A 26,663-nucleotide genomic window follows, 5' to 3' on the forward strand; every position below is an offset into this window, starting at 1 on the left:
CCAGCGAGGAGCAATCCTCACAGGCAAGGAGTCAACCGAACCGGGGGCAGTCCCGACGGTGTTGATGCGAGCACGTGCGCTGGGGCGCAGCGAATAGATCTCGTGCTGGCCCATCACCTGGTGGCACTGGACGGCGAGGTCGAGCAGCACCCCGCCAACGGCAAGCAGGACCACACTGCGGTGGCCGGTCCCGGCCAGCCCGATCGCGGCCGCGGCCAGCAGCAACATCAGCCCGCTGCCGGCGCGCCCGTACCCGTGATCGCCCAACCAGCCGCCGACGGGTGCGGCGGTCGCACCGCCGGCGCCGATCAGGGCGAACACCGCGATCGCGCCCTGCGACAAGCCGTGCTCGTCGACGAGCTCGTAGGCGATCGCCGTCCAGAAGGCGGTGAAGGCGCCGAACATCGCTCCCTGGCACAGGGCGCGGGCCCGCAGGATCGGCTCGTGCCGAACCAGTTCGAGCACGGACGCGAGCAGCGAACGGTAGCCCTCGGTGTGATCTGGACGCCGGGTGGGCAGCACCCGGTGCAGCAGCACGACCAGGACAGCCATCAGCGCCGCCGAGATCAGGTAGATCGCCCGCCAACCGAGCCACTCGGCCACCAGACTCGCGGCGGTGCGGGCGAGCAGGATCCCGAGCAGGAGCCCGCTCATGACCTGGCCCACCAGGCGACCGCTGTGCTCCGGCGGCGCGAGGTGCGCGGCGAGCGGCACCAGGATCTGCGCGACCACAGACGTCAGCCCGACGAGCACCGACAAGGCGACGAACACCCCGAAGACGGGTGACAACGCGGCCAGCACCAGGGCGACGGCAGTGCCCAGCAGCACCCGCGTGACGAGCGTGCGGTTCTCGACGAGATCGCCGAGCGGCAGCACGAACAGCAGGCCCAACGCGTAGCCGACCTGGGTCAGCGTGACGACGAGGGTGGCGGTGCCCTGGCCCACGTCGAAGGACTTCGAGATGAGGTCGAGCAGCGGCTGGGCGTAGTACAGGTTGGCGACCGTGAGCCCGCACGCAAGGGCCAGCACGATCGTGACCAGCCGGAGGGACGCGGGGGCTTGTCGGACGCGCGGTTCATTTACTGAACGCTACGGCTAGGAATGGTGACACGCTAGTCCTGGTGACCTATGCCATGCAGCAACTGGTTCACGAGGCGGTGCGCCAGGTCGTCGGGCAACGGGCCGTGGCCGAACATCAGCCGGAAGTACAGCGGGCCGTACAGCTGGTCCATGACGAGCTCGACGTCCAGATCGGGGCGCAGATCGCCGGCCGCGACGCCGGCGGTGAGCACAGCCGTGGTGACCGCGCGGCGCGGCGCCAGCCAGCGCTCGCGGACCGCGCGGGCCAGTTCGGGGTCGGACTGCGCCTCGCTCGCGATACCGCGCAGGGCAGAGCCGATTCTGGGGTCCCGGAACAGGGCCACCAGCTCCCCGATCTGGAACTCGAGCGCCGCCACGGTGCGGAGCCCTTCCGGAATGGCCAGCGAGTGACGCACCCGCTCGAGGAAGCCGTCCAGCACGACCGCGCCCCGGTTGGGCCACCACTTGTAGATGGTGGCCTTGCTGACGCCGGCCCGCCCGGCGATGGCCTCGACATGCGCCGCGGCGAGGCCACCTTCGAGCAGCAGGTCACCGGCCGCTTCGAGCACCGCGACGCGCGCCTGCTCACTGCGCGGTCGACCGCGCTGCCCACCCATGCGACTCCCTCAGGACCACGCGCCGACCTGAACGCCGCGTCCAGCAATGATGCCACCTGTGGCCTGGCAACGAACGCGAACCTGCCAGACTCCACCCATGAGCGTTCCTGCTGCCGTGCGCGCCTGGCACGAGGTGGCCGAGGCCCGCGACCCCGGGTTGCTGGCCGACCTGCTTGCCGACTACGTCGTCTTCCGCTCGCCGGCGGTCCATCGGCCGCAGGCCGGCAAACAGCTGACGACGGCCTACCTGACCGCGGCGCTGGTCGTACTCGGACCGACGCTGCGCTACGTCGAGCAGTGGCACAACGAGAGCAGCGCCGTCCTCGAGTTCGAAGCCGACCTGGACGGCACGTTCGTTCAAGGCGTGGACATGCTGCGCTGGAACTCCGATGACCGGCTCACCGAATTCACCGTCCTCGTCCGCCCGCTGCGCGGATTGCAGGTCCTGATCGACCGCATGGGTGCGCAGCTGCGCCCGGCCGGCTGACCTCGTGCTTGATTGTTGTTACTGACGGGTAGATCAAGGCGACGTGACGGCGCCGCATCACTAGAGTCGCCTGATGGCGGCGGCTAGGACGAGGGGAGCGTGGGCGGCGTAGTGGACAGCAAGACGATCGCCGACCTCATCTCGATCCCGCTCTTCACCGGCATCATCGGCTACATCACGAACTGGACCGGCGTCCTGATGCTGTTCCGGCCCATCCGCTTCCACGGCATCCGCGTGCCCGGGTTGCAAATCCTGTTCCCGGTGCTGCCGCGCAAGATCCGCGTGCTGCCGCTGTTCCGCTACGACGGACGCGTCGGTTGGCAGGGGATCGTCCCGTCCCGCGCGGACAAGATGGCCAGCATCAGCATGGACAAGGGCCTGGCCAAGATCGGCAGCGTCAGCGACTTCTACCGCGAGCTCGAGCCGGACAAGATCGCCGAGCACCTCGCCGCGGTGGCGCAGAACGAGATCCGTGACGTCGTCGAGCAGATCATGCAGCAGGAGAACCCCCAGCTGTGGCACGACCTCCCGCCGGTCATCAAGGAAGCCGTGTTCGCACGGGTGCGAGCTCAGCTGCCCGGCATCGTCAAGAACATCACCGACGAGATCGGCGAGAACGTCGATCAGCTGATCGACGCCAAGATGATGGTGATCAGCTACTTCGGCCGCAACCCTGAGTTGCTCAACGAGCTGTTCCTGATCATGGGCAAGAAGGAACTGAAGTTCATGCAGCGCTTCGGTTTCTATTTCGGCCTGCCGATGGGCTTCGTGCTCTTCGGCATCCTGCAGGTCTACCCGCAGTGGTGGGTCCTCCCGCTCGGCGGTGTCGTCATCGGCTGGGTCGCCAACTTCATCGGCATCGAGATGATCTTCGAGCCGGTGCACTACAACCGATGGATCCCGTGGCACCAGGGACTCCTTCTGCGCCGCAAGGAGGAGGTCACCGAGCTCTACTCGCGGATGATCTCCGACAAGGTCATCACCTTGCAGAACATCGGCAACGAGTTGCTCACCGGCCCGCGCAGCGACCGCACGCTGAAGCTGCTCGAGGACTCGTTGCGCCCCGCAGTCGACAGGGCGGTGGGGCCGGCCCGGGCGGCCGTGCGGATCGCGATCGGTTCGGCCGAGTACGACAACATCAAGGCCTCGGTGGCCACCGAGGCCACCGGGTTCGCGCCGATTGCCTTCAACGACGCAGAGTTCAGCCGTCAGCAGTCCTCCCGGATCTACACCTTCATCTCGGAGCAGATGAAACACATGGGCTCGGAGGACTTCACCGAGATGCTCCGGTCGGCGATCAAACAGGACGAGTGGCTACTGTTCTTCCACGGCGGCGTGCTGGGGCTGTTCGCCGGGCTGTTGCACCTCGCGATCTTCGGAGTCTGACCCATGGCCGAGAACCGGGTCGAGAACCTGGCCGACAATCTCGTTGAGAACGTCGCTCACGGCGTCGACAACGTCGCCCAGGGCGTAGTCGGCGCTGCGTCCGGGGTGGCTGACGCGGCGAAGGCCGTCGTGCGCCGCCCGCGGCCCGTGCCGAACGTCTCGCCCGACGGCACGGTCGTACCGCGCCGCCGCCCGATGCCCGGCCCGCCGGTACTGCGCGCGGCGCCCGACGTCGCCCGGGTCGCCGCTGCCTCTGCCTGGCACCTGGTCAGCTGGTCGGTGGGGGCCACCATCGCCGGGGCGAATTACGTCTCGCGGCGGGCCGTCGCCGGCGAGCCGGCCACTGCGATCCTGCAGGAGGCGGCATCAGATCTGCGGGCCGTGGCCTGGCGAGCGCTCGGCCTGCCCGGGGGCACCGCCACGAGTTCGAACGCCCATCCGCAGGACAAGGCAAACCCGCGCGGGTCATCGGTGCTCGACCTGCAGCGACGTGGCACCGACCTGCTGCGCCGCTCGAACGACGTGCACGTCATAGAGGACACGCATCCGGCCTTCGCCCGCATCCTCGCCGACATCACTCCCGATGAAGCGCGCATCCTGCGCTACGTCTACCTCGAGGGTCCGCAACCGGCCCTCGACATCCGCACCTACCGCCCGTTCGGCATCGGCTCCGAGCTGGTGGCCAGCGGGATGAACATGATCGCCGAGCACGCCGGGCTGCGCAACGTCGAGCGCATCGACCTCTACCTCACCAACCTCAGCCGGCTGGGCATGCTGGAGTTCTCCAAGGAGCCGGTCAAGAACCCGACCCGTTACCAGGTCATCGAGGCCCAACCGAAGGTCGCGTCGGCGATGGAGTCGGCAGGTCGCATGCCGCGCATCGTCCAGCGCAGTGTCATCCTGACGTCCTTCGGCGAGGAGTTCGTTCGCACCTGCCTGCCGCTGAACGGCAAGAGCGTGCCGAACCGCGAGGGGAGCCGCCCCGTGCCCAGTCGAACCGTGCCCAGCCGAACCGTGCCCAGTCGAACCGTGCCCAGTCGAACCGTGCCCAGCCGAACCGTGCCCAGCCGAACCGTGCGCTCCGAGCTCGGACGCTGAGCTCAGTCCGCCGAGCGACGGCCGTCGGCCCAGTCCTCGTAATGGATCCGATCGAGGTCGACAAGCTCGCCGAGCCGTGACCATTCGCTACGGCCGAGCCGGGCGAGCGGGTCGACCAGCGTCGCGTCGGGCAACCCGTCCTCGGCCAGCACCGAGCGGTGCGCGGCCAGGTGGACGACCTCGCCGAACACCATCACGCAGTCGCCGATGACGTGCTCGCCGGACACCCGGCACTCGAACGCGATCGGGGCGTCACGGACCCGCGGTGGCCGCACCACCACGCTGGGCTCTCGCTCGAGCGACGCGGCGTCGAACTCGCTGAGGTCGCCGGGGAAATTCGTGGCCGAGTCGTTCATCCGGTGCAGCTGCGAGCCGCTGCCGATGTTCAGGACGAACTCGCCGATCGAGCGGGCGTTGCGCAGCGTGTCCTTCGCGCCCACCGACACGAAGCACAGGGTCGCCGGGTCGATGCCGGCCACGGTGTTGAACGAGTGCGGGGCCACGTTGTCGACGCCGGCGTCCGACACCGTCGACACCCAGGCGATCGCGCGGGGAATGAGCGAGGCCGTGAGCCACGGATACACCTTGCGGCCGAGCTCGGCAGGGTCCAGTTCGATGCGATCGGGCATGCCCTCACTCAACCAGACCCGCGTGGCAGGGTAGGCGGGTGACCACCCTGTTGCTCGTGCACGGCATGTGGCACGGCGCGTGGTGTTGGGACGACGTCTGCGCCCGGTTGTCGCGGCCGTCGGTCGCGGTCGAGCTACCGATGCGCTCGCTGGCCCACGACGCAGAGGTCGTGCGCGCTGCGCTCGACTCCATCGACGACGAGGTCGTGCTCGTCGGGCACAGCTACGGCGGTGCGGTGATTACCGCCGCCGGGGCCCACCGGCGGGTCCGACGGCTCGTGTATCTGGCCGCTTTCCTGCTCGACGAGGGCGAGAGCGTGTCCCGCGTCGCCCCCGAGCTCGGCATCGCCGACACCGGCCTGGGAGCCGCCCTGCGGTTCAGCGAAGACCGCAGCGAGGTGAGGATCGATCCCGAGCTCGCACCGACGCTGCTCTATCAGCGCACGAGTCCAGCTGCGGTCGCGCAGGCTTCGGCCCGCCTACGTCCTGTCGCCCGTGCGGTGTTCGGTGAACGCCCGAACGCACTGGCATGGCGGCGCGTGCCCTCGACGTACGTCATCTGCACCGAGGACCGCACGGTGGCCCCGGCGCTGCAGCGGGTGATGGCCGCCCGCGCCACCGACGTCGTGGAATGGCCCAGCGACCACTCGCCGCAGGCCAGCCGCCCGGACGACGTCGCCGCCCTGCTCGACAGTGTTTAGGGTGCTTTACGCCTGCTAGGGGGTGGTCGCGCTCGGGACCCCGTCGGCCAGCTCAGCGGTGTCGATCACGTGCATCACGGCGTTGATCAGCGCCAGGTGGGTGAACGCCTGCGGGAAGTTGCCCAGGTGGGCGCCCGAATGCACGTCGATCTCCTCGGCGTACAGCTCGAGCGGACCGGCCAGCGAGAGCAGCCGAGCGCACAGGCCGCGCGCCCGCGTGTAGTCGCCGATCTCGCACAGTGCCGACACCAACCAGAACGAGCAGATGGTGAACGAGCCCTCTTCACCGCTGAACCCGTCGTCGGTCTCCTCGACGCGGTAGCGCAGGACCATTCCGTGCTCGGTCAGCTCGTCGGCGATGGCCCGCACGGTGTTGACGATCCGCTCGTCGTCCGGCGGCAGGAAGCGCAACAGGGGAGCGAGCAGGAGCGACGCGTCGAGGGCCTTCGTGCCGTAGTAGGCGGTCAACACCCCGCGGTCATCGACGCCGTGCTCGAGGATGTCGGCCTTGATCTCCTGGGCCGCGAGCTCCCACTCACCGGCCGCGGCGTCCTGGCCGATGACGGCGGCCAACCGCGCGCCCCGGTCGACGGCCACCCAGCACATGATCTTGGACGAGGTGAAGTGCTGCAGCTCGCCACGGACCTCCCAGATGCCGGCGTCGGGCGCCCGCCAGTTCTTCAGTGCGGCCTGCACCTGCTTGGCCAGGATCGGCCAGATGCGGCTGTCGACGTGGTCGGCGGCCTTGCTGTGCAGGTACACCGAGTCCAACAGCGCACCCCAGACGTCGTGCTGCTGCTGGGTGCTGGCCGCGTTGCCGATGCGCACCGGCCGTGAGTCGGCGTAGCCGGGCAGATGGTCGAGCGTGTGCTCGGTGAGATCGCGCTCCCCGCCGATGCCGTACATGATCTGCAGGTCGTCGTCGCGTTCGGCAATGTCGGCGATGAAGCTGAAGAAGTCGACGGCCTCCCAGTCGTAGCCCAGTGAGTACATGCCCCACAGCGCGAACGTGGCGTCGCGGATCCAGCTGAAGCGGTAGTCGTAGTTGCGCCCGCCGCCGATCGTCTCGGGCAGGGACGTGCTGCCGGCGGCGCAGATCGCCCCGGTGGGCGCGTAGGTCAGGCCTTTGAGGGTCAGCGCCGACCGCTGCAGGTAGGAGCGCCAGGGGTGGTCGGGAAAACGGCCGCGGGCCAGCCAGTGCTGCCAGTGGTGCGCGGTCCAGACCTGTCGGCCGTAGGCGTCCTCGTAGGTCAGGGGCGGGTCCTTGCGCCCCCAGGACAGCGCGATGAAGCGGGTGTCACCCTCCTTGAGCAGGGTGCGCGCGCTGGCCCGGCTGCCTTCGAACCCGAGTCGCATGTCGGTGGTGAGCAGCAGTTCGTGCTGCCAGCCCGGAGCCGTGCCGACGCCCTGGTGATAGACCTTGTCCGAGTACTGCCAGCGCACCGGTGCGCGGCCGTAGTCGGCGATCGGTTCGCATTCGACGACGGTCTGCACCTCGCCCTTGACGCAGCGGATCGTGCGCAGCAGGACGTGCTCGGCCTCGTAGTCGGTCGGCGTGCGGTGTTGGGTGCCCGACAGCGCCTCCTCGTGACGCCAAGGGCCCATGATCAGCGCGTCGCGGACGATGATCCAGCCGGTGTCGGTGCCCCAGCTCGTCTCGAGCACCATCGTGCCCGGCAGGTAGCGACGGGCGGACGGGACGGTGACGTCGGTCGGCGCCACCCGGAAGCTGCCGGCATGTCGACCGAGGATCGCTCCGAAGATGCTGGGTGAGTCCATCCGCGGCAGGCACATCCAGTCGACCGACCCGCCGGGGGAGACGAGCGCGGTGACCTCGCCGTCGGACAGGAAGCCGTAGTCGCCGATCGGGGTGGCGTGCGGTGCGATGACGCTGGGGCCCGCGCCGGCAGGGGTGGACATCAGCTGGTCTCCAGGCTTGTCGAGGTAGCGGGAAGCTTCCCGCTGTCGGCCGCGCCGCTCAACTCCGTCGAGCGATCCGGGCGTGGATGCGCGTCGTCCCAGCGGCTCGCACACTCACTGCTCAGGCGCTCGCCGCTGAACATCGTCGTGTGCACGCGACCACTATCCCGCGCGGGAGCGGGCCGTGGCAGCCCGTCCCCCAAGACCGCTGACCGTCAGTCGATGCGGACGCTGCCGCGCGGCGTGCCGAAGGTCGCCGCCACGACCCCGGTGTCGCCGTCGAAGGGTGAGAGCCATTCGACGTCGATGCCGTCGAGCGGCTGGCGGGAGGACGCGCCGAGGTAGTTGTCGACGGTCGGCTCGTCGCCGGCGATCTCGAGTGACTGCAGGGTGATCGTGGACCCGCCCTGCGCCGGGTGGTGCTCGGCGTCCGACTCCCACTGTGTGAAAAACGGCAGTTGCGGGTCCTCGGAGACGTCGTTGATGCCGATCTGGTGCCAGAGCAGGTCGAAGCCGTCGGGTCGTCGGCGATGCCCGCGGGCGGCCTTGCGGCCCAACCGGTCCTCGATGACCGAGATGTCGTCGACGGACACCGCCCACGCCAGCCAGCCGCCGCCGCTCTCGGCGCGCGCACGGACGGCCCGGCCGAACGGGGCCCGGTCGGCGGCCGGGTGGTCGAGGGCCTCGACGACCTCCAGGTAACACCCGTGCTCGAGCGGCAGCACGAAGTTGCGGGTGCCGAACGACGGATGGATGCCCCCGTCGCGGAAGCCGGCACCGAGCCGGGCCCCGAGGCGCTGCACGCAGGCGGCGAGGCCTTCGGGCCCGGCGGCGTAGGAGAGGTGGTCCAAGCGCATGCCGTCATGGTGACCCACCGCTGGGTGCGTGCGGTAGGCGGGTCACCCGCGCCCGGCCGGGTGCCCGTGGTAGCGGGTGCGCCGTCAGTTGGTGAAGAGGTCGAGCCGGCCGTCGGTGCGCTCTTCGTGACCGGCGCCGTCGCAGTCCGCCCAGGCCGCCGTGACGTCCTCGACGGTGGCGACCCGACCGCCGGCGGCAACCCGGCGAACCAGGGCAGCGCACAGCCGCCCCTTGCCCAACTTGCTGGTGTAGCTGATCACCGCGTGCCCGCCCCTGGGCGCGGGAGACAGCACGCGTACGGCCACCACCCGATCCGCTCCCGCCCGCTCCGGGCGCCACATCGCCGCGTAGTCACCTGAACGCAGATCGACGACGAGCCCGCGCTGCAACCGCTCGCCGAGCACGTCGACGAGCACGGGCCGCCAGAAGGTGGCGGCCACGCCGAGGCCGGGCAGGACGGCCTTGCCCGGGACCCGGTAGGCGGGCACCGGTTCATCGCCGCGGACGACGCCGAACAGCCCCGAGAAGACGTGCACGCTGCGGTTGGCGACCCGCTGCTCGGCCGGGGTCAGTGCGGCGAAGTCCAGGCCGTCGTAGACGACGCCGGCGTAGCGGCGTAGCGCCGGGGTGGTGCGTGCGTCGAGGACCCGGGCGTTGTCGGCCAGCGCCTGCTCGGTCACGCCCTTCGGCAGCAGCAGCGCGTCGGCGGCAACGGTGCGGTCGCCCGCGACCAGCTGCGCAAGCGCCGCGGTGGTGCGGACCCAGGCCACGCCGAGCGGACCGTCCCCGATCCGGTCGCGCAGCGGGCGCCCTCGTCCGCCCGCGGTCTTGGCCTCGCTGGGCGGCAGGAGCACGTGCACGTGCCGCGACGCTACGGCAGCGCCGCCGGGAGGGTCGTCACGCAATCTCGACGAGGGGGCGCAGCTCGGGCCAGGCGGCGGCGAATCCTCGGTGCAGCGCCAGCGTGGCGACCTCGGCGATCGGCCACCAGCGCACGGCCGTGCTCTCGGCGTTGGCCGGCTCGATGTCCAGGGCCTCGGCGGTGCGGGCCACGATGGTGGTGTACGTCCAGCCGCCGTGATCAACGCGCAACTCCTCGACCGGTTCGACGCTGGCCGGGTCGAGGCTGGTCTCCTCGCCGGTCTCGCGCAGCGCGGCGTCGAGTGCGCTCTCGTGGCTGTCGCGGGCGCCTCCGGGGACGGCCCACGTGTCGCCCTCGTGCGTCCAGGCCGCGCGGTGCTGCAACAGGACGTGCCGGCCGTCGGTCACGAGCAGCCCGGCCGCGCCGTAGCGACCCCAGTGCCGGTGGCCGTGCGCGCAGATTACCCAGCCGTTGCCGTCGCCACTCGACGTGCGGGAGGCACTGGAGACCACGCGTGAGTCCTGCCGTCGTTGGGCCATGGCCCGGGGTGGAGACGTCGGCCCGCCAGGTCGCCTCTCGGCAAAAGGCCGCTCATGGCGGCAGTTGTGGGACCGGGGGCCATGGATCGGGCCGACGTCGATCACCACGGTACCAATGCAAAGCGCCACGTGCAGTGCTGTGCACCGTCGGTTCCGTAGATCCCACCGATGCAGGACGAGGTCATGGACGCTCGCGGGCGACCCGGAACCGGGCCGTATCCTGGAGCCGTGATCCAGATGAGCAGCCGGTGACCCCGGGGGAGCAACCGCGCCCGCACCGGCCCGCGCTGTTCGCCGACCTCACCGAGATCATCGACGCCGCCGGTGGTTCGTCCTCGCCCTACGCCCGCGCGGAGATGGCATCGAGCACGGCTGCCGTGCTCGTCCAGGCCGGCCGGTCACCGGGCGACGACGAGCGCTTCGTGGAGCTGGCCGACCGGGTCGGGCTCGACACGCTGGCTGCGCTGTGGCGCGACGCCGATCCGGTCAGCCTGCCTGGTGCGCTGTGGGCGCTCTACCTGTTGAGGCAGTGGTGCCGTACTGATGGCGACGAGGTCACCCGGTTGTGGCGCGCCGGCGAGCCGCTCGCGCCGGCCGAGGCCGCGGTCGCGGGGGTGGCGGACTACGCCGACGTCTCGGCCGTCCAGCAGCTCGCCGACGCAGTGCTGTCTGGCGTCTACCGCGGCGACCTCGACGTCGCGCTCGAGCGCGCGGCGGCATTCTTCCGGGTGGTGGCCGCCGGCCGGCGCAGCTTGCGTCCCGACGGTCTCTCGACTTCTGACCGTCTTTCAACTTCCGACCGTCTTTCAACTTCCGACCGTCTTTCAACTTCGGACGGTCCCGCGACGTCCGACGCTGACGAGCGGGCCGAACGCAACGACCGCGCGGCCGCGGCCCTCACCGCGGCCGCGGCGCGCTGGCGAGCCGGCGACCTGCATTGAGTCGACCGCACCGCCAGTAGCACGGTCCACTGACAACTCCAGATCCGCACCGCACAGCGACCGTGGCTGTCCACAGGACGCAAACCGGTCCGGTGCGCACGACCCAACCGAAGCACGCTCCTCCCATGACCGCCCTCCGCTTCGCTCCGGCCGCCTATGGCCAAGCCCATTTGTCCTGCTCCGACTGCGTCGTCGCATGACACGCCCGCTGCCCACTCAGCGCATCTCGGGCCCGGCCGAGCTGCTCGACGCCATCCCGTACCTGCTCGGCTTCCACCCCACCGAGAGCCTCGTGCTGATCGGCGTGCACGCGGGCCTGCTCGGCGCCACCGCTCGGCTCGACCTCACCGACACCGGGCAACCGGACCTGGTGGAGCACACGGTCGCAGCGCTGCATCGTGGGGGCGTCGACCGGCTGGTGGTCGCGGTGTTCGACCACCGGTGCGAGCCGCCGGGCGCCGCACTTCCCTCGGCCAGGCCCTGGCAGGACGCGGTGTCCGCCGTCGAGGACGCGGCGCGGCGGGTTGGCAGCGAGATCGCCGAGGCGCTGCTCGTGTGTCGTGGCCGTTGGTGGTCCTACCTCTGCGACGTCGCTGACTGCTGCCCGAGCGGGGGTCGTCCCCTGGCGGGCGCTCCATCGCCGTATGCACTGGCGGCGACAGTCGACGGGGTGGTGGCGCTGCCCAGTCGGGCGGCCCTGGCCCGGACCCTCGAACCGTTGCCCGATGCGCGGCGGGCGGCACTCGAGCCGCTCATCGCCGAAGCCGAGCATGCGTCGGTGCTTGCAGTGCTCGAGGACCGGCTGTCGAGCCACAACCGCGAGCTGGTCCGCGAGCTGATGCTGGCGGCTCGGGGGAGTACGGCCGACGGCTGGCGGCCGCCCGACGATGCCACCGCTGCCCGCCTGGCCGCTGCGCTCACCGCACTGCCGATACGCGACGAGGTGTGGGTTGCCGTTGACAGCCGCCGCCTGGACGGCCGGCCGCTGTGGACCGATCTGGGCCGTCGGTGCCCGGCGCCCTACGACGCGGCACCGCTGTTCCTGCTGGGCTGGGCCAGCTGGCGTGACGGCAGCGGAGCCATTGCCGGCATGGCCGTCGAACGCGCGCTGGCCAGTGACCCGACCTACAGTGCCGCCGACCTGCTGCTGGCCGCCCTCGACCAGGCTGTCGACCCGCGCAGCTTCCCGCGTCTCACGGACGCAGGCTTCCAACCGGGCGTCAGAGGCCGACGGCCCCGGGGGCGACGGGTCGCGGTAGTTCGGAAACCCCGCTGAGCGCGTGGTCCACCGCGGCCGCGCAGGCGCGCCCCTCGGCGATCGCCCAGACCACCAGCGACGCGCCACGGCTGGCATCGCCGCAGGCGAAGACGCCGCCGGCGGTGGTCTGCCACTGCTTGTCGATGGCCACCGAGCCGCGGCCGGGCTTCTCGTCGACTCCGAACGCGTCGAGCAGTTCGGGGACATCGGTGCCGATGAAGCCGGCGGCCAGCAGCACCAGCTGGGCGGGCAGCTCGGTGCGCGAGCGGGGTACCGGCCGGAATTCGCGCCGGCCGTCGACCCGGACGATCTCGACCTCCTCGACAGTCACCGCGCGCACCGCGCCGGCGTTATCAGCTTCAAAGGCGACGACCTCGCGGGCCCACGCCTCGTGCACGCCCTCGTCGTGAGCCGGCGACATTCCCCGGCTGTTCATCGCAGCCGGCCAGTGCGGGTTCACCAGATTCGGTCGCGGCTCGGGTCGGGGGTTGTGATCGAGCACGGTCACCGACAGCGCGCCCTGCCGGTTGGCGGTTCCGAGGCAGTCCGCCGCGGTGTCACCGCCGCCCACGATGATCACGTGCTTGCCTGCGGCGTCGATCTCGGGCGCCGCGACGTCGCCGGCCTGCACCCGATTGCCCTGGGGCAGGTAGGTCATGGCCTGGTGCACGCCGTGCAGCTCGCGGCCGGGGGTGGTCAGCTCTCGGGGAGCCAGCGCGCCCACGGCCAGCACGACGGCGTCGAAATCGACGCGGAGCCGGGCGACGTCGTCGGGGGTGACGTCGGCATTGACCCGGAACGTGGTGCCCTCCGCCGCCATCTGGGCGATGCGCCGGTCAATGATGTCCTTGGGCATCTTGAAGTCCGGAATGCCGTAGCGCAGCAGGCCCCCCAGTCGGTCGTCGCGCTCGAAGACGGTGACCGCGTGCCCGGCACGGGTCAGTTGCTGGGCCGCGGCAAGCCCGGCCGGTCCCGATCCGATCACGGCCACCGAGCACCCGGTGCGCTCGGAGGCAGGTTGCGGGTCGACGAAGCCGTCACTGAAGGCCCGCTCGACGATCGAGACCTCGACCTGCTTGATGGTCACCGGGTCGGTGTTCAGAGCCAGCACGCAGGCCGCCTCGCACGGCGCAGGACAGATCCAGCCAGTGAATTCGGGAAAGTTGTTGGTGGCGTGCAGGCGCTCGCTGGCCGTGGACCAATCGTCACGGGCGACGTATTCGTTCCACTCCGGGATCAGGTTGCCCAGCGGACAGCCGCTGTGGCAAAACGCGACGCCGCAGTCCATGCAGCGCGCCGCTTGCTCACTCACCACCTCGGGCCGGGCCCGCAGGTAGATCGGCTGCCAGTCGCGGACCCGCTCTTGCGCCGGTCTCTTGGGGGTGTCCTGACGCTCGTGCTTCAGGAACCCCTGGGGGTCGTAGGCCACCGACACTCTCTCTCGGGCTCGCAGGCTCACTCGGCTCGCAGGACGTGCACGGGCGAGGCGGCATCGGCTCGCAGCGGGTCAGTCTATCCAGCCCCGGAACCGGGAATTGCCGGGGCTGCGCGCGCTCAGGGTCAGGCGACTCGGACGAACACGTGATCGCTGATCATGCGGTCGAACAGGATGCGTTCGCCGCCTTCGATCCATACCTCGACGCCGGGTCCGGCAGGCGCTATCTGCACCACACTGCCCGGCCGCATACCGGCGTTGGACAGCCGGTGCATCAAGGCGGCATCGGGCTGGAGCTGCTCGCTGATGCGGTTGATCACAACCGAGCCGTGCACGGGTTGCTGAGCCGCCGTGCTCAGGCTCATCAGCGGGCCAACCTGCTCGGCGCTCGCGAACGGCAGTCCGAGTTGGTCGAGCCCGGGGATCGGGTTCCCGTGCGGGCACACCAGCGGCTTGTCGAGCATGGCCACGATGCGGCGCTCGACGGCGTCGCTCATGACGTGCTCCCAGCGGCACGCCTCGATGTGCACGTCTTCCCAGTCCAGACCGATCACGTCGACGAGCAGGCGCTCTGCCAGGCGGTGCTTGCGCATGACGCCAACTGCTTCGTGGCGACCGGCGTCGGTCAGCTCGAGGTGCCGGTCGTCGGCAACCTGCAGAAGCCCGTCACGCTCCATTCGGGCAACGGTCTGGCTGACGGTCGGGCCGCTTTGCCCCAGCCGTTCGGCGATCCGAGCTCGCAGCGGGACGACGCCCTCTTCCTCGAGCTCGTACACGGTGCGCAGATACATCTCGGTGGTGTCGATCAGATCGCTGTGGTGACTCATCAACACCTCCTCAGTGGCCGTCCAGGCTAACTCTAGCCACGCCGAGGCGGCTCAGGCGTCTAAGTAGTCGCGCAGCACCTGCGAGCGTGACGGGTGACGCAACTTGGCCATCGTCTCGCGCTCGATCTGGCGGATGCGCTCGCGGGAGAGCTTGAACGCCCGCCCGATCTCGTCCAGCGTCTTGGGCTGTCCGCCGTCCAGGCCGTAACGCATCCGCACCACCGCCGCCTCGCGGGCGTCGAGGGTGTTCAGGACCTCTTGCAGGTGTCCGCGCATGAGGCCGCTCTCGACGACGGTCTCGGCCGCGAAGGTGGACCGCTCGTCGGCGATGAAGTCGCCCAGGGAGGCGTCGTCGTCGGTTCCGACGGTCTGGTCGAGGCTGACGAGGTCACGCGAGAGGTCGATCAGCTCACGCACGCGCTCCTCGGTGATATCGAGCTCGTGAGCCAGCTCGCCGTGGTTCGCCTCGCGGCCCAACTGCTGGTTCATCTCGCGACGGATGCGCTGCAGCTTGTTGACCTGCTCGACGAGGTGGACGGGCAGCCGGATCGTGCGCGACTGGTCGGCCATCGCCCGGCTGATCGCCTGGCGGATCCACCAGGTGGCATACGTCGAGAACTTGAAGCCCTTGGTGTAGTCGAACTTCTCGACCGCGCGGATCAGGCCCAGGTTGCCTTCCTGGATGAGATCCAGGAACGGCATGCCGTGACCGGTGTAACGCTTGGCCAGCGAAACGACCAGGCGCAGGTTGGCACGCAGCAGGTGGTCCTTGGCCCGCTCGCCGTCACGTCCCAGTGCCCGCAAGTCGCGCTTGCGCGCGGCGGTGTAGTCGTTGGGCTGGGTGAGCAGGTGGGCCGCGTACAACCCGGCCTCGATGCGCTTGGCGAGGTCGACCTCGTCGGCGGCGGTCAGCAAGGCGACCTTGCCGATCTCGTTGAGATAGACGCGGACCAGGTCGGCAGAGGTCGCGACCTCGTCGAGGTCGAGACGCAAGGTGGGCACCGGGGCCGGCTCGTCCTCGTCGGTCGCGGACTCTGCGTTCGACGCGGATTTGGTGGTACCGGCCTTAGTCTTAATACGGCGGGTAGCCGTCTTGGTGGCCGCGCGAGCAGGGCTTGGCGACTCTTCGACGACGGCGTCGAGGCCGCCTTCGACGACCGTCTCGACGCTGTCGTCGGCCGGGGCCGTCGTGCGAGCGCTGCGGTGGCCGCCCGCCGACAAGCGCTGCTCGGTGCCCGCAGACCTGGGCCCGGACGCGCGACGTGCGCTGGCGCGCGGAGTGGTATTGGAAGAGGTTGCCACGATGTACCAGACCACCTTGATCGACTCGGGTGCGCGGAGGCGAACATCCGTTCGCGACCAGTTCGAAGAGGACAACGTGCCGACCCGGGTCTGGTGTTCCCGGAACCGAACAGACAATCGATCTGCTCAGGCCTGGCTCAGGCGGCGAGCCAAACTGCCGAGCAGCTCGGATCACGTCTCGATCAGGAGCGTCATCGGTCCTTCATTGACTAGATGTACCCGCATGTCGGCGCCGAATACTCCCGTTTCCACTCGGGTTCCGAGGCTGCGCAACGTGTCGGCCACGGTAGCGACAAGGGGCTCGGCCAACGGCCCTGCGGCTGCGGCCGCCCAGGTCGGGCGACGGCCCTTGCGGGCGTCGCCGTACAGGGTGAACTGGCTGACGACCAATACGCCGGCATCCGGGTCGTCGGCAACGCTGCGCTCGCCGGACAGGATGCGCAGGCCGTGCAGCTTGCGCGCCACGGCCTGCGCTGTCGCCGACGTGTCGTCATGGGTCACACCCACCAGGACCAGCAAACCGCCCAGGATCTGCCCGACCACCACCCCGTCGACCTCGACCCGTGCCGAACTGACCCGCTGCACGAGCGCTCTCACGCGGCGACCAGCAGGAAGCCGCGGCCGATCAGGTCGCGGACGACCGGCAACGCCGCCGCGATCACGTCCTCAACCCGCGCGTCGATCGAGGCGGCGAGCACGGCCAGGTCCAGGGCGAGCGGCGTCGAGCCGACACAGCCGGCGATCAGGGCAGCGATCGCGTCATCCACCTCGAGCTCCCAACGCAACCCGTGGGATTGGCGCACCACGTCGCGCGCGTCCTGCCACCCGCCGGCCGCGGTCAGCAACCCGTCGCGCGCACGCACCAGGTCGGGCGCCGCGCGCAGCAGCGTCCCGAGCAGTACGTCGTCGGAGCTGTCACGCAGCCAGCGCTGTCGCCCGAACCAGTCCGACACCTCGGCGCCGACCGGTTGCTCGACCGCCTGCGGCACGTCCTCGGCGACCAGTACCTGTGTGCTGTCGCCCGAGACGTGCCGGCGCAGGGCAACGAACCCCATGCCGACGGCGGCCACCTGCGACCGGTCGAACCAGTCGGCCCAGGCGTCGTAGCGCTGTGTCCAGCGCAGCGAACCCGGCGTCTCGCCCACGTCGCGCAGCCACAGCGACACGTACTCGCCCGGGTCGGCGACTTCACGCTGCCAGATCCACGCGTCGCAGCCGCGACCGGCCAACCAACCCGTCACCCGTTCCTGCCACTCGCCCTCCCGGGGGATGACCCAGTTGGCGAGCAGGACCGCGATGCCGTCCGGCGCCAGGTTTGTCGGCAGCCCGCGCAGCAGCGCCTCGCAGACCCCGTCACCGGCCAGGCCACTGTCGCGGTAGTCGAAACCGTCCCCGCCCGCGGAGACGACGAAGGGCGGGTTGGCCACGATCAGGTCGTACTGCTCACCGTCGACAGGTTCGAGCAGCGAGCCGTGGCGCAGCTGCCAGTCCTGCCCGCTCAACGCCGCGGTGGTGGCAGCCAAGGTCAGAGCTCGGGTGCTGACGTCCGTGGCCACCACCCGATCGCTGTGTCCGGACAGGTGCAGAGCCTGGACGCCGCACCCTGTGCCGACGTCCAGCGCGCTGCCGACCGATGTCCGCGGGGTGGCGTGGGCCAGGGTCAGCGAGGCCGAACCGACGCCGAGCACGTGATCGCGAGGCAGGGGACCGGGCCGGACGTCCGAGCCGAGGTCGGAGACCACCCACCACTGCTCGGGTGCGGGCGCCGGCTGCCACGGGGTCGCGCTTGTCTCGGCGTACGGCCGGATCTCGAGCGTGGCCCGGACCGAACCGACCGATACCTCGACGACACCTGCAGTGACCGCCCGGTCCAGGGGCAACGGCGCAAAAGCGGCGCGAGCGGCGGCCTCGTCGACCTCGCTGCCGAGCAGGAACAAATCGACCAGAGTACCCAGCCGGGCGTCGGCGCTGCCGCGGTGCAAACTCTGTCCCAGCGCCCGGGCGACCCCGGAGAGGTCGGCGCGGGAATGGGCCGCCTGACCGGCCAGGCCCAGGGCGTCGTGCACAGCGTCGACGGTGTATCCGGCCAGCGCCGCGCGCAGTCGATCGAGGTCGTTCGGGGCGAGCAGAGGCACGACGTCGCGGGGCACCGGCTCATGGTGACGCACCAGACGTCGCCGGCCGCCAACCAGTCCCGCGCATCGCAAGCTTTCCGGTGTGTTCGGTGCAAATATGAAGACATGCGCCGCTCCCACGCCCCCGAGGCACTGCTCATCACGAGCGCTCCGGTGAGCAGCGACGACGAGTACGACCGCCGCCGCAAGAAGTACGCCGTGATGATGTCCATTCGTGGGCTCTGTGTGATCGCCGCCGCGTGCACCTACCAGGCCTCGATCTGGCTGGCGATGGGCTTCATGGTCGGCGGCGCGGTCTTGCCGTGGTGCGCCGTGCTGATCGCCAACAACGGTCCCGTGAAGAAGCGCGTCCCGACGCCGGCCTACCGGCCGGGCATGGGCACCGAGCGCGCGTTGACGGCCGGCGACGACGGCCGCACCATCGACGGCTGAGCCACCGCCAGGCAGACTTAGGGGTATGACCGACACCCAGGTGCTGGAGTCCCCGTCCACCTCGGACACCGATGCGGGGTCCGAGGTATTCCACTACGTCCGCAAGAACAAGATCGCCGAGAGCGCGGTCATGGGGACAATGGTGCAGGCGCTGTGCGGGGAGGTGTTCCCGGTGACGAAGACCCCGAAGCCTGGCTCGCCGGTGTGTCCGCAGTGCAAAGAGGTCTTCGAGAGCATGCGTTAGGGCTGATCGTTGGCTTTGGCCCGGTTGCGGCTACGAGCGGCGATCAGCCGGCGCCCACCGGGCGGCTCGACACTTGCCGTCGAGCCGCCGCTCGTTCCGTTCACCTGGTCCGGGGTGAACAGCTGCCAATTACGCGGGTCGAGCACCCACGGCGGCTTGGACTTGGCCGGCTTCAGTTGTTCGATCGCCGCGTTCAACTCGGCTCCCAGCAGGACGCCGAGCGCGAGGATGAAGAAGAACAGCAGTGCGGCGATGGGCGAGGCGAGCGCGCCGTAGGAGTGGTTCTTGTCCAACACGTACTCGATGTAGGCGCGCAGCCCGATCGAACCGAGCAGGAACACGATGCCGGCGAGCGCGGCGCCGGCCAGGCCCCGGTGCCAGGGCAGCCGCCGTGGCGGTGCCAGTTTGTAGAACGTGGCCAGGCCGAGCAGGAGCATGACGACCAGCACCGGGTAGTAGCCGTTGTCGATGAGCGTGCTGACGGTGTGCCTGGCACCGCGCGGGAACGACTTGCGCAGCAGGTCCGGGCCGAGTACGAGCATCGGGAGCAGGAAAACCCCGAGCACCACGGTGGCCAGGAACAACCACAGGGCCAGCAGGCGGCTGCGAACCGGTCCCCGCAGATCGCGCTGCCCGTACGCGATGGTGATCGTATTGACGAAGGTTGCGGTGGCCGACGAGCCGGCCCACAGGGCCAGCACGAAACCGATGCTGATGGCTGGGGCACGGTCACCGCGCAGCACCTGGTGCAATGTCGGGGCGATGACCTGCGAGACCACCTCTTCGCTGAATGCCCGGCTCAGCGTGTTCTCGATCTGCTTCTCGGTGCGATCGACCGTCCCCGGCCCGAACCAGCGCGAGACATAGCCCAGGGTGGCCAGCAGCGCGAGGAACAACGAGGGCAGGCTCAGCATCTGCCAGAAGGCGGCCTCGGCGGACAGGCCCAGCACCCGATCGTTCCAGGCCTTGACGACGGTCTTCTTGAGCAGTACCGGCAGGTAACGGCGTGCCTTCAGCAACCGCCGCACCGGGTTCATGACTCCACAGTCTGCCCGCCCGGTACCCATGGTGCCGATCTCCGTTCGGGCCTGCGTGTCGACCGCGGGTGGTGGTGGGGGCGATGATTGGGGTGATCTGTCTGTCGTGGCGGGCGCCCGGCGCGCCCCCTCACCCGGACGCGGGAGCGCCGACTAGGTTGGACGCTCGGTGCCGATGAGCGGCCCGCCCGCCGCGACACCGGGCGCGCGGCCGGCGACACGTCCTGGAATTCGAGTAACCGCGGGGGGTCTGCGTCGTGACGCTTGCCGCGCCGCTACCCACTCCCGCCGGGCCCCGCCTGCGCGCGTGGCAGCGCGCCGCGCTCACCGCCTACCACGAGGTCGACCGGCGCCGCGACTACCTCGTCACCGCCACCCCCGGCGCTGGCAAGACCACCTTCGCCCTTGCGCTGGCCCGCTCCCTCGTGACGGCGCGCGTCGTGGACCGGGTCATCGTGGTCGCGCCGACCGACCACCTGCGCACCCAGTGGGCCGAGGCCGCCGACGCAGCGGGATTACCGCTGGACGCCGCCCTGACCAATGCTGTCGGGCCCGTGCGCGCAGACCTGCGGGGTTACGTGACGACCTACGCGCAGGTGGCGGCCAAGCCCGCCCTGCACGCTGCCCGCACCGCGGCGAAACGCTCGCTGGTCATCCTCGACGAGGTGCACCACGCCGGTGACGGGCTGTCGTGGGGCGACGCGGTCGCCGGCGCCTTCGAGCTCGCCGCCCGGCGGTTGTGCTTGACCGGCACGCCGTTTCGGACCCGACCGGACGAGCGCATCCCGTTCGTGCGTTACGTCCAGGACACCGAGGGTGGGCTGTGCAGCGAGGCCGACTTCAGCTACGGCTACCGCGAGGCGCTGCGCGACGGCGTCGTGCGCCCGGTGGTCTTTGCCGCTTATACCGGCACCACCCGGTGGCGCAACAGCGCCGGCGAGGTCATCGCCGCCTCGCTGTCCGAGTCGAACACCCGCACGGTCGAGGCAACCGCCTGGCGTACCGCGCTCAACCCGGCCGGCCGGTGGGTGCCGCACGTCATCGCTGCGATGGACGAACGGATCACGCACCTGCGCAGTTCCGGGATGCCCGACGCGGCCGGGCTGGTGCTGGCCAGTGATCAGGACGACGCGCGTGCCTACGCCGACATCGTCGAGCAGGTGACGGGGGAGAGCCCGGTGCTCATCCTGTCCGACGACCCGAAGGCCAGCGAGAAGATCACCGCCTTCACCCACGGCACCCAGCGGATGGCGGTGTGCGTGCGGATGGTTTCCGAGGGCGTCGATGTGCCGCGGGCTGCCTGCCTGGCCTGGATGACGTCCTATCGCACGCCGCTGTTCTTCGCGCAGGGCGTCGGGCGCGTCGTTCGGGCCCGAGGGAGCCACGAGGCGGCGACGGTGTTCCTGCCGGCGGTACGTCCGTTGCTTGCCCTGGCCGCCGAGCTCGAGGAAGAGCGGAACCACGTCATCCCGCCGCCGGCCGAGCAGTCTGACGAGCTGCTGGACGTCGAGCGGGTCGAGACCGAGCCGGGCGAGGCCGATCGCGCCGAGCTCGTCGACGCCGACGCCTCGTTCGCGCATCTCCTGCACGGCGGGCGCGCCGTCGTGGCCGCGCCGGACAACCTCACCCCCGAGGACGAGGACTTCCTCGGCTTGCCCGGGATCCTCTCACCGGAGCAGACGGCCGCGTTGCTGGCTCGTCGCGATACCCATGCACGCAACCGGGTCGCCGGGCTCGGCGCGCCGACCGACACGACGAACGGCGCGTCGGCGGTGCCGTCCTGGCGGGCGGGCGCGGAGTTGCGCCGTGAGGTCAACCGGCTGGTCGGGGTGTACGCGGCGCGCACCGGGGCGCCGCACGGTCAGGTGCACGCCCAGCTGCGCCGCGACGTGCCCGGGCCCGCCTCTGCTGCCGCGCCGGCCGACGTCCTGGAGCGGCGTCGTGACCGGTTGATGGAGTTATTGGGGGTTTGAGTGTGACGTGGGTGGTGTGATCGGCCTGCCAGGGGATACCGGGAATCGTGGCTGGGGTATCAGTCGTTGGACAGGGTGTAACCGCTAATGAACCTCGAGGTCATCTCACACTGCTGATAGATGCAGGTCTGGGTGTTTCGATCAGTCACCGGCTGTTGCAGATAGGTTTCGTCTTCAGGGTGTCGCCACTACGCCTCAGCATTCGGTGGTTGTCTTGAGGACGAAGGTAAGAATCTGAGCGGCTGGCTCAAGCCGTCCGACTTCGAACCGATTCAATAGGTAGTACCGCCCAGTACCACCCAGACAGTAAAGAGAGGTGTGGACGTGACCACGACGATCGCCGCGAGTCCGCTCACCGCCACCGACCGATGCGACCGGTGCGGAGCACAGGCATACGTCCGAGCCACCATGGCTTCGGGGTTCGACCTGCTGCTCTGTGCTCACCACTTCCACGAGAACGAAGCGCGCCTGCGTGCCATTGCGAGCAACATCCACGACGAGTCCGAGCGACTCGTCGTGGTACCGGCCACGGCGAATGCCGACGAGCGCTGATACCAGCACCAACGCGCGCGCGAAAGGCCCCGTCCGGTTCGTCCGGGCGGGGCCCTCGTGGTCTGCAAGCCGTTGTGGTCTGCGAGCCGTTGTGGTCTGCAAGCCGTTGTGATTTGCGAGCCCCGGACATACAACAACCCCGGCCATCGGGGGGAAGGCCGGGGTTGTCAAGCACGTGGTGCAGGAACGGGGGGGATCCCACACCGTGCTCGCCAAACATACGTCGAATGTTCGGTTTTCGCTACTCGACGTGACTTGACGCTCGCAGACTTAGCATCGATATCAGTTGGAGTGTCCGCGCCGTCGCCCGTGCTGCCCAGCGATGACCCCGGTCGTGCCGGTCAGTCTAAGTAGTCGCGAAGCACCTGAGAGCGCGACGGGTGGCGCAGTTTGGACATCGTCTTCGACTCGATCTGGCGGATCCGCTCGCGGGTGACCCCGTAGACCTGGCCGATCTCGTCCAGGGTGCGGGGCTGGCCGTCGGTGAGCCCGAAGCGCAGCTTCACCACGCCGGCCTCGCGCTCGGAGAGCGTCTGCAGCACCGACTGCAGCTGATCCTGCAGCAGGGTGAACGAGACGGCGTCAACGGCCACTACCGCCTCGGAGTCCTCGATGAAGTCGCCGAGCTGGCTGTCGCCCTCGTCGCCAATGGTCTGGTCGAGGCTGATCGGCTCGCGCGCGTACTGCTGGATCTCGAGCACCTTGTCAGGTGTGATGTCCATTTCCTTGGCGAGTTCCTCGGGCGTCGGCTCGCGGCCGAGATCCTGTAGCAGCTCGCGCTGGATGCGACCCAGCTTGTTGATGACCTCCACCATGTGCACCGGGATGCGGATGGTGCGAGCCTGGTCGGCCATGGCGCGGGTGATGGCCTGCCGGATCCACCAGGTGGCGTACGTCGAGAACTTGTAGCCCTTGGTGTAGTCGAACTTCTCGACCGCGCGGATCAGGCCGAGGTTGCCCTCCTGGATGAGATCGAGGAAGGCCATGCCGCGGCCGGTGTAGCGCTTGGCCAGGGAGACGACGAGGCGCAGGTTGGCCTCGAGCAGGTGGTTCTTGGCGCGCTCGCCATCACGCACGATCCAGCGCAGGTCGCGGCGCATCTGCGTGGACAGCTTCTCGTTGGCCTCGTCGGCCTGGCGTAGCCGCTCGGCGCCGTAGAGCCCGGCCTCGATGCGCTTGGCGAGATCGACCTCCTCCTCGGCGTTGAGCAGCGCCACCTTGCCGATCTGCTTGAGGTAGGCGCGGACGGAGTCGGCCGAGGCAGTCATCTCGGCGTCCTTGCGCGCTTGGCGCAGGGCCTCGGACTCCTCTTCCTCCTCGTCCCAGACGATCTCCTCGGACTCTGTCGCCGCGCCCTCGGGAGTGTCACCCTCAGCGGTCTCGGCGCTATCGGGGACAACCGGTGCGTCGGCTGCGGAATCCGCAGTGGTCTTCGCCGCGCCCTTCCTCGCCGGTGCCTTCTTGGCCGGCGCCTTCTTCGCGGGGGCCTTCGCGACCGTAGCGGTGGCGGTGCGCTTCGTGGCGCTGGCGGCGGGCAGTACGCGCGAACCGGCGTCGCTGGCCGGGCCGGTCTGGGACTCGTCTTCGGCTGTTGTCTGCTTGCTGGACACGAATGACCTCTCACGAAGTTGCGCACGATGCGCCGAGCGGGAGCGCCGTCGGCGTGCGCGGAACGAGCCGCGTTACGCGGAGTGCAGGGTCTTCTCGGCCGTCTGTTGGTTGCCTCAGTGTCGAGTCCAGAACGTGCGCTGTGCCCTGAATGACATTGTACTGCGGCGTGGTCGAGTGCGCGTCTGCTACTCGCCGAGACCCTCGACGGCAGCGATCGCCGCACCGACGATGCCGGCGTCGTTGAGCAGCTGGGCCGGCTTCACGGGCGTCTTGAGCTCCAGCAGCGGCACCCACTTCTCGGCCGCCTTGCTGACCCCGCCGCCGACGACGAACAGATCCGGGGTGAACAGCCGCTCGACGTGCTGCATGTAGGCCTCGACGCGCTTGGACCACTTCTTGTAAGACATACCGTGTTCGTCGCGCACCGAGGCGGCGGCGCGCGTCTCGGCGTCGTGACCGTCGAGCTCCAGGTGACCGAGTTCGGTGTTCGGCACGAGCACGCCGTTCATGAGCAGTGCGCTGCCGATACCGGTGCCGAACGTCAACAGGATGACGACGCCGGCGACACCCTTGGCCGCGCCGTAGCGGGCCTCGGCTATGCCCGCGGCGTCGGCGTCGTTGAGGACAAGCACCTCGCTGGTACCGCCGACGGCCTGGGTGAACGTCTTGTCGGCGTCGGTGCCCACCCAGGTGGGATCGACGTTGGCCGCCGACTGCGCAACGCCGTGCTTGATCACCGCGGGGAACGTCGCACCAATCTTGCCCTGCCAACCGGCCTCGGTGACCAGCTGGGCGACGACCTTCGCGACGGCGTCCGGCGTGGCTGGGTGTGGGGTCAGGATGCGCTTGCGCTCGGTGACCAGCTCGCCTGTGCCGGTGTCGACGACTGCGCCTTTGATGCCGGTACCGCCGATGTCGACCCCGAACGCCTGGCCGGCCGGCCCACCCGTGACCACCATGGACCGCTCCTCGCTTGTCGCCCGGACTGAAGCCACGACCTTATTACCCGGTCGCGGCAGCACCGCACCGCATGCCCCGACGCCGGCCCATCCGTGATCGGATGCATGCGTGAACTGCGATCCCGACGAGATCCGTGAACTCGAGGCGCTGGCGCTGCTCCTCGCCCAGGGCGCCGGCGAGGTCGTACGGGCCGGACGGGAGCAGGCGTTCGCCGTCGACGCAAAGAGCACCGCGACCGATCTCGTGACCGAGGTCGACCGGGCCAGCGAACGCTGGCTCGTCGACCAGCTCGCCGAGCGCCGCCCCGGTGACGACGTCCTGGGCGAGGAGGGCGCCGGGCACGCTGCTGCGAAAAGCGGCGGTGTTGGCGCGCGCGTGCGGTGGGTCGTCGACCCCATCGACGGCACGGTCAACTTCGTTCTCGGCCTGCCCGACTACGCGGTGTCCGTCGCGGCGGAGATCGACGGGGTGGCGGTGGCCGGCGCCGTCTGCGCCCCGGCCCGCGGTGAGACGTTCCACGCCCGGCTGGGCGGTGGCGCGGTGCTGCTGCGCGATGGGCGGGCGCCGCAGCGCCTGACCGGTCCGCGCGAGGTCCCGCTGGAACGCGCCGTCGTCGGCACGGGTTTCTCCTACGACGCGACCATCCGGGTCCGGCAGATTGCCGTGATCGCCGAGCTGCTGCCGCGCATCGCCGACATCCGTCGGCTCGGCGCTGCTGCGCTCGACATCTGCCACGTCGCCACCGGCCGGCTGGACGCCTACTTCGAGGCAGGCCTGCACCGCTGGGACTACGCGGCGGGCGCCCTGATCGCGGCCGAGGCGGGCTGCGTGGTTACCGGGTTACGCGGTGCGGACCCGTCCGGGCGGTTGCTTGCCACGACCGGACCGCAGCTCGTCGAGGACTTCGTCCGCGTGCTCACCGAGTTGCAGGCCGACGAGATGCGTGCCGACGAGCTGCGCTGAGCGTCAGCAGCTGGTGGCCGAGCTGGCCGCAGGGGTGGGTGTCACAGTCGTCAGGGTCACCTTGTCGGCCGCCAAGCGGGCGGCGACCGTCTTCTGCGGCTGCACCGCGGTGTACTTCGGACCGAGGCTCACCGTCACCTGTGCCGAGACCGCGGTCTGCTGCACCAGCTGAGCGCCCGGGAAGTAGTACTGCAGCAGCAACGCGGCAGGTTTCTTGTCGGGGGTGAAGCGGATCTGCGCCGAGCCGGTGACCTTGTTCTTCGTCAGGTCGTTGCTGGCGCGTTGGGTGGAGCGGAAGCCGTCGGCCAGCAGCGTGGTGCGGACCTTGCCCGCGAGTCCAGAGCGGGTGGTGGCGTTCAGAACCAACACGTCGACGGACTTCTGCGGCGGCAGGGTGCGCGGCGCGGTGGACGTGACACTGGTCGACGGCGTCGGGCAGGTTTTGGCCTTGGCCGCGGAGCTGTCGTCGTTGCGGTTCGCGACCCGCCACCACACCAATGCGGTGAGCAACAGCAGCGCCAGCAACGCGATCAGCGCAGGCAGCGGCCGCCGCGTGGTGGTGCTTGCCATGAACCGACGACCTTCCTGTTCCCGGGTGGGCATCGTATCGGCGCGACACGCGGGATTGCGTTCGCCGGCCCGTGCGTTAGCGGAAACACGGTCGCGGTACCGTTCCGCGGCCGGAGGGTGACGAGCGTCTCCGGCGGTTAGCGCACCGGTGGGCACAAAATCGCGGGGCGGTGCGTTGCAGCGCCGAACGGCCGAAATCTGCAGCCACGAACGAGCACCGCACACGCGGCAGCACGCCGCATAGAT

27 protein-coding genes are annotated in these 26,663 nt (G+C 69.8%); 11 read left to right on the plus strand and 16 right to left on the minus strand.

Going from position 1 to position 26,663, the window contains the following annotated elements:
* Both ACFFC4_RS16235 and ACFFC4_RS16240 read right to left on the minus strand, forming a co-directional pair.
* On the minus strand, positions 1 to 1,029 hold a 1,029-nt coding region (locus tag ACFFC4_RS16235; protein WP_375502728.1), incomplete at its 3' end, for an MFS transporter.
* Between the two features lie 83 nt (positions 1,030 to 1,112).
* Positions 1,113 to 1,697: a TetR/AcrR family transcriptional regulator gene (locus ACFFC4_RS16240; RefSeq protein ID WP_375502730.1), complete on the minus strand. Its 585-nt coding sequence runs from the start codon at positions 1,695 to 1,697 to the stop codon at positions 1,113 to 1,115.
* A gap of 97 nt (positions 1,698 to 1,794) precedes the next feature.
* On the opposite strand from ACFFC4_RS16240, the gene ACFFC4_RS16245 reads away from it, so the two are divergent.
* The 3 genes from ACFFC4_RS16245 (at position 1,795) to ACFFC4_RS16255 (ending at position 4,668) form a co-directional block, all read left to right on the plus strand.
* Positions 1,795 to 2,184, plus strand: coding sequence for a nuclear transport factor 2 family protein (locus ACFFC4_RS16245; RefSeq protein ID WP_375502732.1), 390 nt, complete (start codon positions 1,795 to 1,797; stop codon positions 2,182 to 2,184).
* Between the two features lie 99 nt (positions 2,185 to 2,283).
* Positions 2,284 to 3,570 carry a hypothetical protein gene (locus ACFFC4_RS16250; RefSeq protein WP_375502734.1) on the plus strand — a complete coding sequence of 429 codons (1,287 nt, stop codon included), beginning with the start codon at positions 2,284 to 2,286 and terminating at the stop codon, positions 3,568 to 3,570.
* Positions 3,571 to 3,573: 3 nt separating this feature from the next.
* Positions 3,574 to 4,668, plus strand: a complete 1,095-nt coding sequence (locus ACFFC4_RS16255; RefSeq protein WP_375502736.1) for an Abi-alpha family protein — start codon at positions 3,574 to 3,576, stop codon at positions 4,666 to 4,668.
* Between the two features lie 2 nt (positions 4,669 to 4,670).
* Here the strand turns inward: ACFFC4_RS16255 and ACFFC4_RS16260 are convergent, their stop codons facing one another.
* Positions 4,671 to 5,297, minus strand: a complete 627-nt coding sequence (locus tag ACFFC4_RS16260) for a flavin reductase family protein (protein WP_375502738.1) — start codon at positions 5,295 to 5,297, stop codon at positions 4,671 to 4,673.
* Positions 5,298 to 5,335: 38 nt separating this feature from the next.
* On the opposite strand from ACFFC4_RS16260, the gene ACFFC4_RS16265 reads away from it, so the two are divergent.
* Positions 5,336 to 5,998, plus strand: a complete 663-nt coding sequence (locus tag ACFFC4_RS16265; protein ID WP_375502740.1) for an alpha/beta fold hydrolase — start codon at positions 5,336 to 5,338, stop codon at positions 5,996 to 5,998.
* A 15-nt stretch (positions 5,999 to 6,013) separates the two neighbouring features.
* Here ACFFC4_RS16265 and ACFFC4_RS16270 read toward each other — a convergent pair whose 3' ends face one another.
* From ACFFC4_RS16270 to ACFFC4_RS16285, 4 genes are all read right to left on the minus strand, one after another.
* The gene (locus ACFFC4_RS16270) at positions 6,014 to 7,918 is read right to left on the minus strand and encodes a glycoside hydrolase family 15 protein (RefSeq protein WP_375502742.1); all 1,905 of its coding nucleotides are present in this window, start codon (positions 7,916 to 7,918) and stop codon (positions 6,014 to 6,016) included.
* Between the two features lie 215 nt (positions 7,919 to 8,133).
* Positions 8,134 to 8,775, minus strand: a complete 642-nt coding sequence (locus ACFFC4_RS16275; RefSeq protein ID WP_375502744.1) for a VOC family protein — start codon at positions 8,773 to 8,775, stop codon at positions 8,134 to 8,136.
* Positions 8,776 to 8,859: 84 nt separating this feature from the next.
* Positions 8,860 to 9,636 carry a YaaA family protein gene (locus tag ACFFC4_RS16280; RefSeq protein WP_375502746.1) on the minus strand — a complete coding sequence of 259 codons (777 nt, stop codon included), beginning with the start codon at positions 9,634 to 9,636 and terminating at the stop codon, positions 8,860 to 8,862.
* A gap of 37 nt (positions 9,637 to 9,673) precedes the next feature.
* Positions 9,674 to 10,150 (minus strand): NUDIX domain-containing protein, encoded by a 477-nt coding sequence (locus tag ACFFC4_RS16285; protein WP_375502748.1) that lies wholly within the window; start codon positions 10,148 to 10,150, stop codon positions 9,674 to 9,676.
* Positions 10,151 to 10,425: 275 nt separating this feature from the next.
* Between ACFFC4_RS16285 and ACFFC4_RS16290 the strand changes: the two genes are divergently transcribed.
* Together ACFFC4_RS16290 and ACFFC4_RS16295 are read left to right on the plus strand one after the other, a co-directional pair.
* Positions 10,426 to 11,118, plus strand: coding sequence for a hypothetical protein (locus ACFFC4_RS16290; RefSeq protein ID WP_375502750.1), 693 nt, complete (start codon positions 10,426 to 10,428; stop codon positions 11,116 to 11,118).
* A 196-nt stretch (positions 11,119 to 11,314) separates the two neighbouring features.
* Complete coding sequence (locus ACFFC4_RS16295; protein ID WP_375502752.1) at positions 11,315 to 12,394, plus strand: DUF4192 domain-containing protein; 1,080 nt, start codon at positions 11,315 to 11,317, stop codon at positions 12,392 to 12,394.
* Here ACFFC4_RS16295 and ACFFC4_RS16300 read toward each other — a convergent pair.
* The 5 genes from ACFFC4_RS16300 to ACFFC4_RS16320 all read right to left on the minus strand — a co-directional run bounded on the left by ACFFC4_RS16300 (position 12,339) and on the right by ACFFC4_RS16320 (position 18,090).
* Positions 12,339 to 13,805, minus strand: a complete 1,467-nt coding sequence (locus tag ACFFC4_RS16300; RefSeq protein ID WP_375502754.1) for a glutamate synthase subunit beta — start codon at positions 13,803 to 13,805, stop codon at positions 12,339 to 12,341. The genes ACFFC4_RS16295 and ACFFC4_RS16300 overlap by 56 nt on opposite strands.
* Positions 13,806 to 13,936: 131 nt before the next feature.
* A complete protein-coding gene (locus tag ACFFC4_RS16305) occupies positions 13,937 to 14,638 on the minus strand; it encodes a metal-dependent transcriptional regulator (RefSeq protein WP_375502756.1) in 702 nt (233 codons plus the stop codon).
* Positions 14,639 to 14,689: 51 nt separating this feature from the next.
* Positions 14,690 to 15,940: an RNA polymerase sigma factor SigB gene (gene sigB / locus ACFFC4_RS16310; protein ID WP_375502758.1), complete on the minus strand. Its 1,251-nt coding sequence runs from the start codon at positions 15,938 to 15,940 to the stop codon at positions 14,690 to 14,692.
* A 171-nt stretch (positions 15,941 to 16,111) separates the two neighbouring features.
* Positions 16,112 to 16,537, minus strand: a complete 426-nt coding sequence (gene dtd, locus ACFFC4_RS16315) for a D-aminoacyl-tRNA deacylase (RefSeq protein WP_375502760.1) — start codon at positions 16,535 to 16,537, stop codon at positions 16,112 to 16,114.
* Complete coding sequence (locus ACFFC4_RS16320) at positions 16,534 to 18,090, minus strand: methyltransferase (RefSeq protein WP_375502762.1); 1,557 nt, start codon at positions 18,088 to 18,090, stop codon at positions 16,534 to 16,536. The genes dtd and ACFFC4_RS16320 overlap by 4 nt, the downstream gene beginning before the upstream one ends.
* A gap of 90 nt (positions 18,091 to 18,180) precedes the next feature.
* Between ACFFC4_RS16320 and ACFFC4_RS16325 the strand changes: the two genes are divergently transcribed.
* Both ACFFC4_RS16325 and ACFFC4_RS16330 read left to right on the plus strand, forming a co-directional pair.
* Positions 18,181 to 18,507, plus strand: coding sequence for a DUF3099 domain-containing protein (locus ACFFC4_RS16325; RefSeq protein ID WP_375502764.1), 327 nt, complete (start codon positions 18,181 to 18,183; stop codon positions 18,505 to 18,507).
* Between the two features lie 25 nt (positions 18,508 to 18,532).
* Positions 18,533 to 18,751 (plus strand): DUF3039 domain-containing protein, encoded by a 219-nt coding sequence (locus ACFFC4_RS16330; RefSeq protein WP_375502766.1) that lies wholly within the window; start codon positions 18,533 to 18,535, stop codon positions 18,749 to 18,751.
* Here ACFFC4_RS16330 and ACFFC4_RS16335 read toward each other — a convergent pair.
* On the minus strand, positions 18,748 to 19,788 hold the full coding sequence (locus tag ACFFC4_RS16335; RefSeq protein ID WP_375502768.1) for a YihY/virulence factor BrkB family protein: 1,041 nt from the start codon (positions 19,786 to 19,788) through the stop codon (positions 18,748 to 18,750). The genes ACFFC4_RS16330 and ACFFC4_RS16335 overlap by 4 nt on opposite strands.
* A gap of 257 nt (positions 19,789 to 20,045) precedes the next feature.
* Here ACFFC4_RS16335 and ACFFC4_RS16340 point away from each other — a divergent pair, with 257 nt between their 5' ends.
* Positions 20,046 to 21,761 (plus strand): DEAD/DEAH box helicase, encoded by a 1,716-nt coding sequence (locus ACFFC4_RS16340; protein WP_375502770.1) that lies wholly within the window; start codon positions 20,046 to 20,048, stop codon positions 21,759 to 21,761.
* 324 nt (positions 21,762 to 22,085) lie between these two features.
* Positions 22,086 to 22,313: a hypothetical protein gene (locus ACFFC4_RS16345; protein ID WP_375502772.1), complete on the plus strand. Its 228-nt coding sequence runs from the start codon at positions 22,086 to 22,088 to the stop codon at positions 22,311 to 22,313.
* Positions 22,314 to 22,654: 341 nt separating this feature from the next.
* Here the strand turns inward: ACFFC4_RS16345 and ACFFC4_RS16350 are convergent, their stop codons facing one another.
* On the minus strand, positions 22,655 to 23,923 hold the full coding sequence (locus ACFFC4_RS16350; protein ID WP_375502774.1) for an RNA polymerase sigma factor: 1,269 nt from the start codon (positions 23,921 to 23,923) through the stop codon (positions 22,655 to 22,657).
* Positions 23,924 to 24,109: 186 nt separating this feature from the next.
* Positions 24,110 to 24,883 carry a polyphosphate--glucose phosphotransferase gene (gene ppgK, locus ACFFC4_RS16355; protein ID WP_375502776.1) on the minus strand — a complete coding sequence of 258 codons (774 nt, stop codon included), beginning with the start codon at positions 24,881 to 24,883 and terminating at the stop codon, positions 24,110 to 24,112.
* Positions 24,884 to 24,992: 109 nt separating this feature from the next.
* Between ppgK and ACFFC4_RS16360 the strand changes: the two genes are divergently transcribed.
* Positions 24,993 to 25,847 (plus strand): inositol monophosphatase family protein, encoded by an 855-nt coding sequence (locus tag ACFFC4_RS16360; RefSeq protein WP_375502778.1) that lies wholly within the window; start codon positions 24,993 to 24,995, stop codon positions 25,845 to 25,847.
* A 3-nt stretch (positions 25,848 to 25,850) separates the two neighbouring features.
* On the opposite strand, the gene ACFFC4_RS16365 is transcribed toward ACFFC4_RS16360, so the two are convergent.
* On the minus strand, positions 25,851 to 26,417 hold the full coding sequence (locus ACFFC4_RS16365; RefSeq protein WP_375502780.1) for a LytR C-terminal domain-containing protein: 567 nt from the start codon (positions 26,415 to 26,417) through the stop codon (positions 25,851 to 25,853).
* Between the last annotated feature and the right edge of the window lie 246 nt (positions 26,418 to 26,663).

This window comes from uncultured Jatrophihabitans sp., assembly GCF_964244045.1.
Taxonomy (GTDB): Bacteria; Actinomycetota; Actinomycetes; order Mycobacteriales; family Jatrophihabitantaceae; genus Jatrophihabitans.

Coding starts and splice junctions, on each gene's coding strand:
- ACFFC4_RS16275 (WP_375502744.1), bottom strand. CDS start 8,775: ATGCGCTTGGACCACCTCTCCTACGCCGCCGGGCCCGAAGGCCTCGCC.
- ACFFC4_RS16330 (WP_375502766.1), top strand. CDS start 18,533: ATGACCGACACCCAGGTGCTGGAGTCCCCGTCCACCTCGGACACCGAT.
- ACFFC4_RS16260 (WP_375502738.1), bottom strand. CDS start 5,297: ATGCCCGATCGCATCGAACTGGACCCTGCCGAGCTCGGCCGCAAGGTG.
- ACFFC4_RS16335 (WP_375502768.1), bottom strand. CDS start 19,788: ATGAACCCGGTGCGGCGGTTGCTGAAGGCACGCCGTTACCTGCCGGTA.
- ACFFC4_RS16365 (WP_375502780.1), bottom strand. CDS start 26,417: ATGGCAAGCACCACCACGCGGCGGCCGCTGCCTGCGCTGATCGCGTTG.
- ppgK (WP_375502776.1), bottom strand. CDS start 24,883: ATGGTGGTCACGGGTGGGCCGGCCGGCCAGGCGTTCGGGGTCGACATC.
- ACFFC4_RS16295 (WP_375502752.1), top strand. CDS start 11,315: ATGACACGCCCGCTGCCCACTCAGCGCATCTCGGGCCCGGCCGAGCTG.
- ACFFC4_RS16270 (WP_375502742.1), bottom strand. CDS start 7,918: ATGTCCACCCCTGCCGGCGCGGGCCCCAGCGTCATCGCACCGCACGCC.
- ACFFC4_RS16325 (WP_375502764.1), top strand. CDS start 18,181: ATGCGCCGCTCCCACGCCCCCGAGGCACTGCTCATCACGAGCGCTCCG.
- ACFFC4_RS16240 (WP_375502730.1), bottom strand. CDS start 1,697: ATGGGTGGGCAGCGCGGTCGACCGCGCAGTGAGCAGGCGCGCGTCGCG.
- ACFFC4_RS16245 (WP_375502732.1), top strand. CDS start 1,795: ATGAGCGTTCCTGCTGCCGTGCGCGCCTGGCACGAGGTGGCCGAGGCC.
- ACFFC4_RS16255 (WP_375502736.1), top strand. CDS start 3,574: ATGGCCGAGAACCGGGTCGAGAACCTGGCCGACAATCTCGTTGAGAAC.
- ACFFC4_RS16305 (WP_375502756.1), bottom strand. CDS start 14,638: ATGAGTCACCACAGCGATCTGATCGACACCACCGAGATGTATCTGCGC.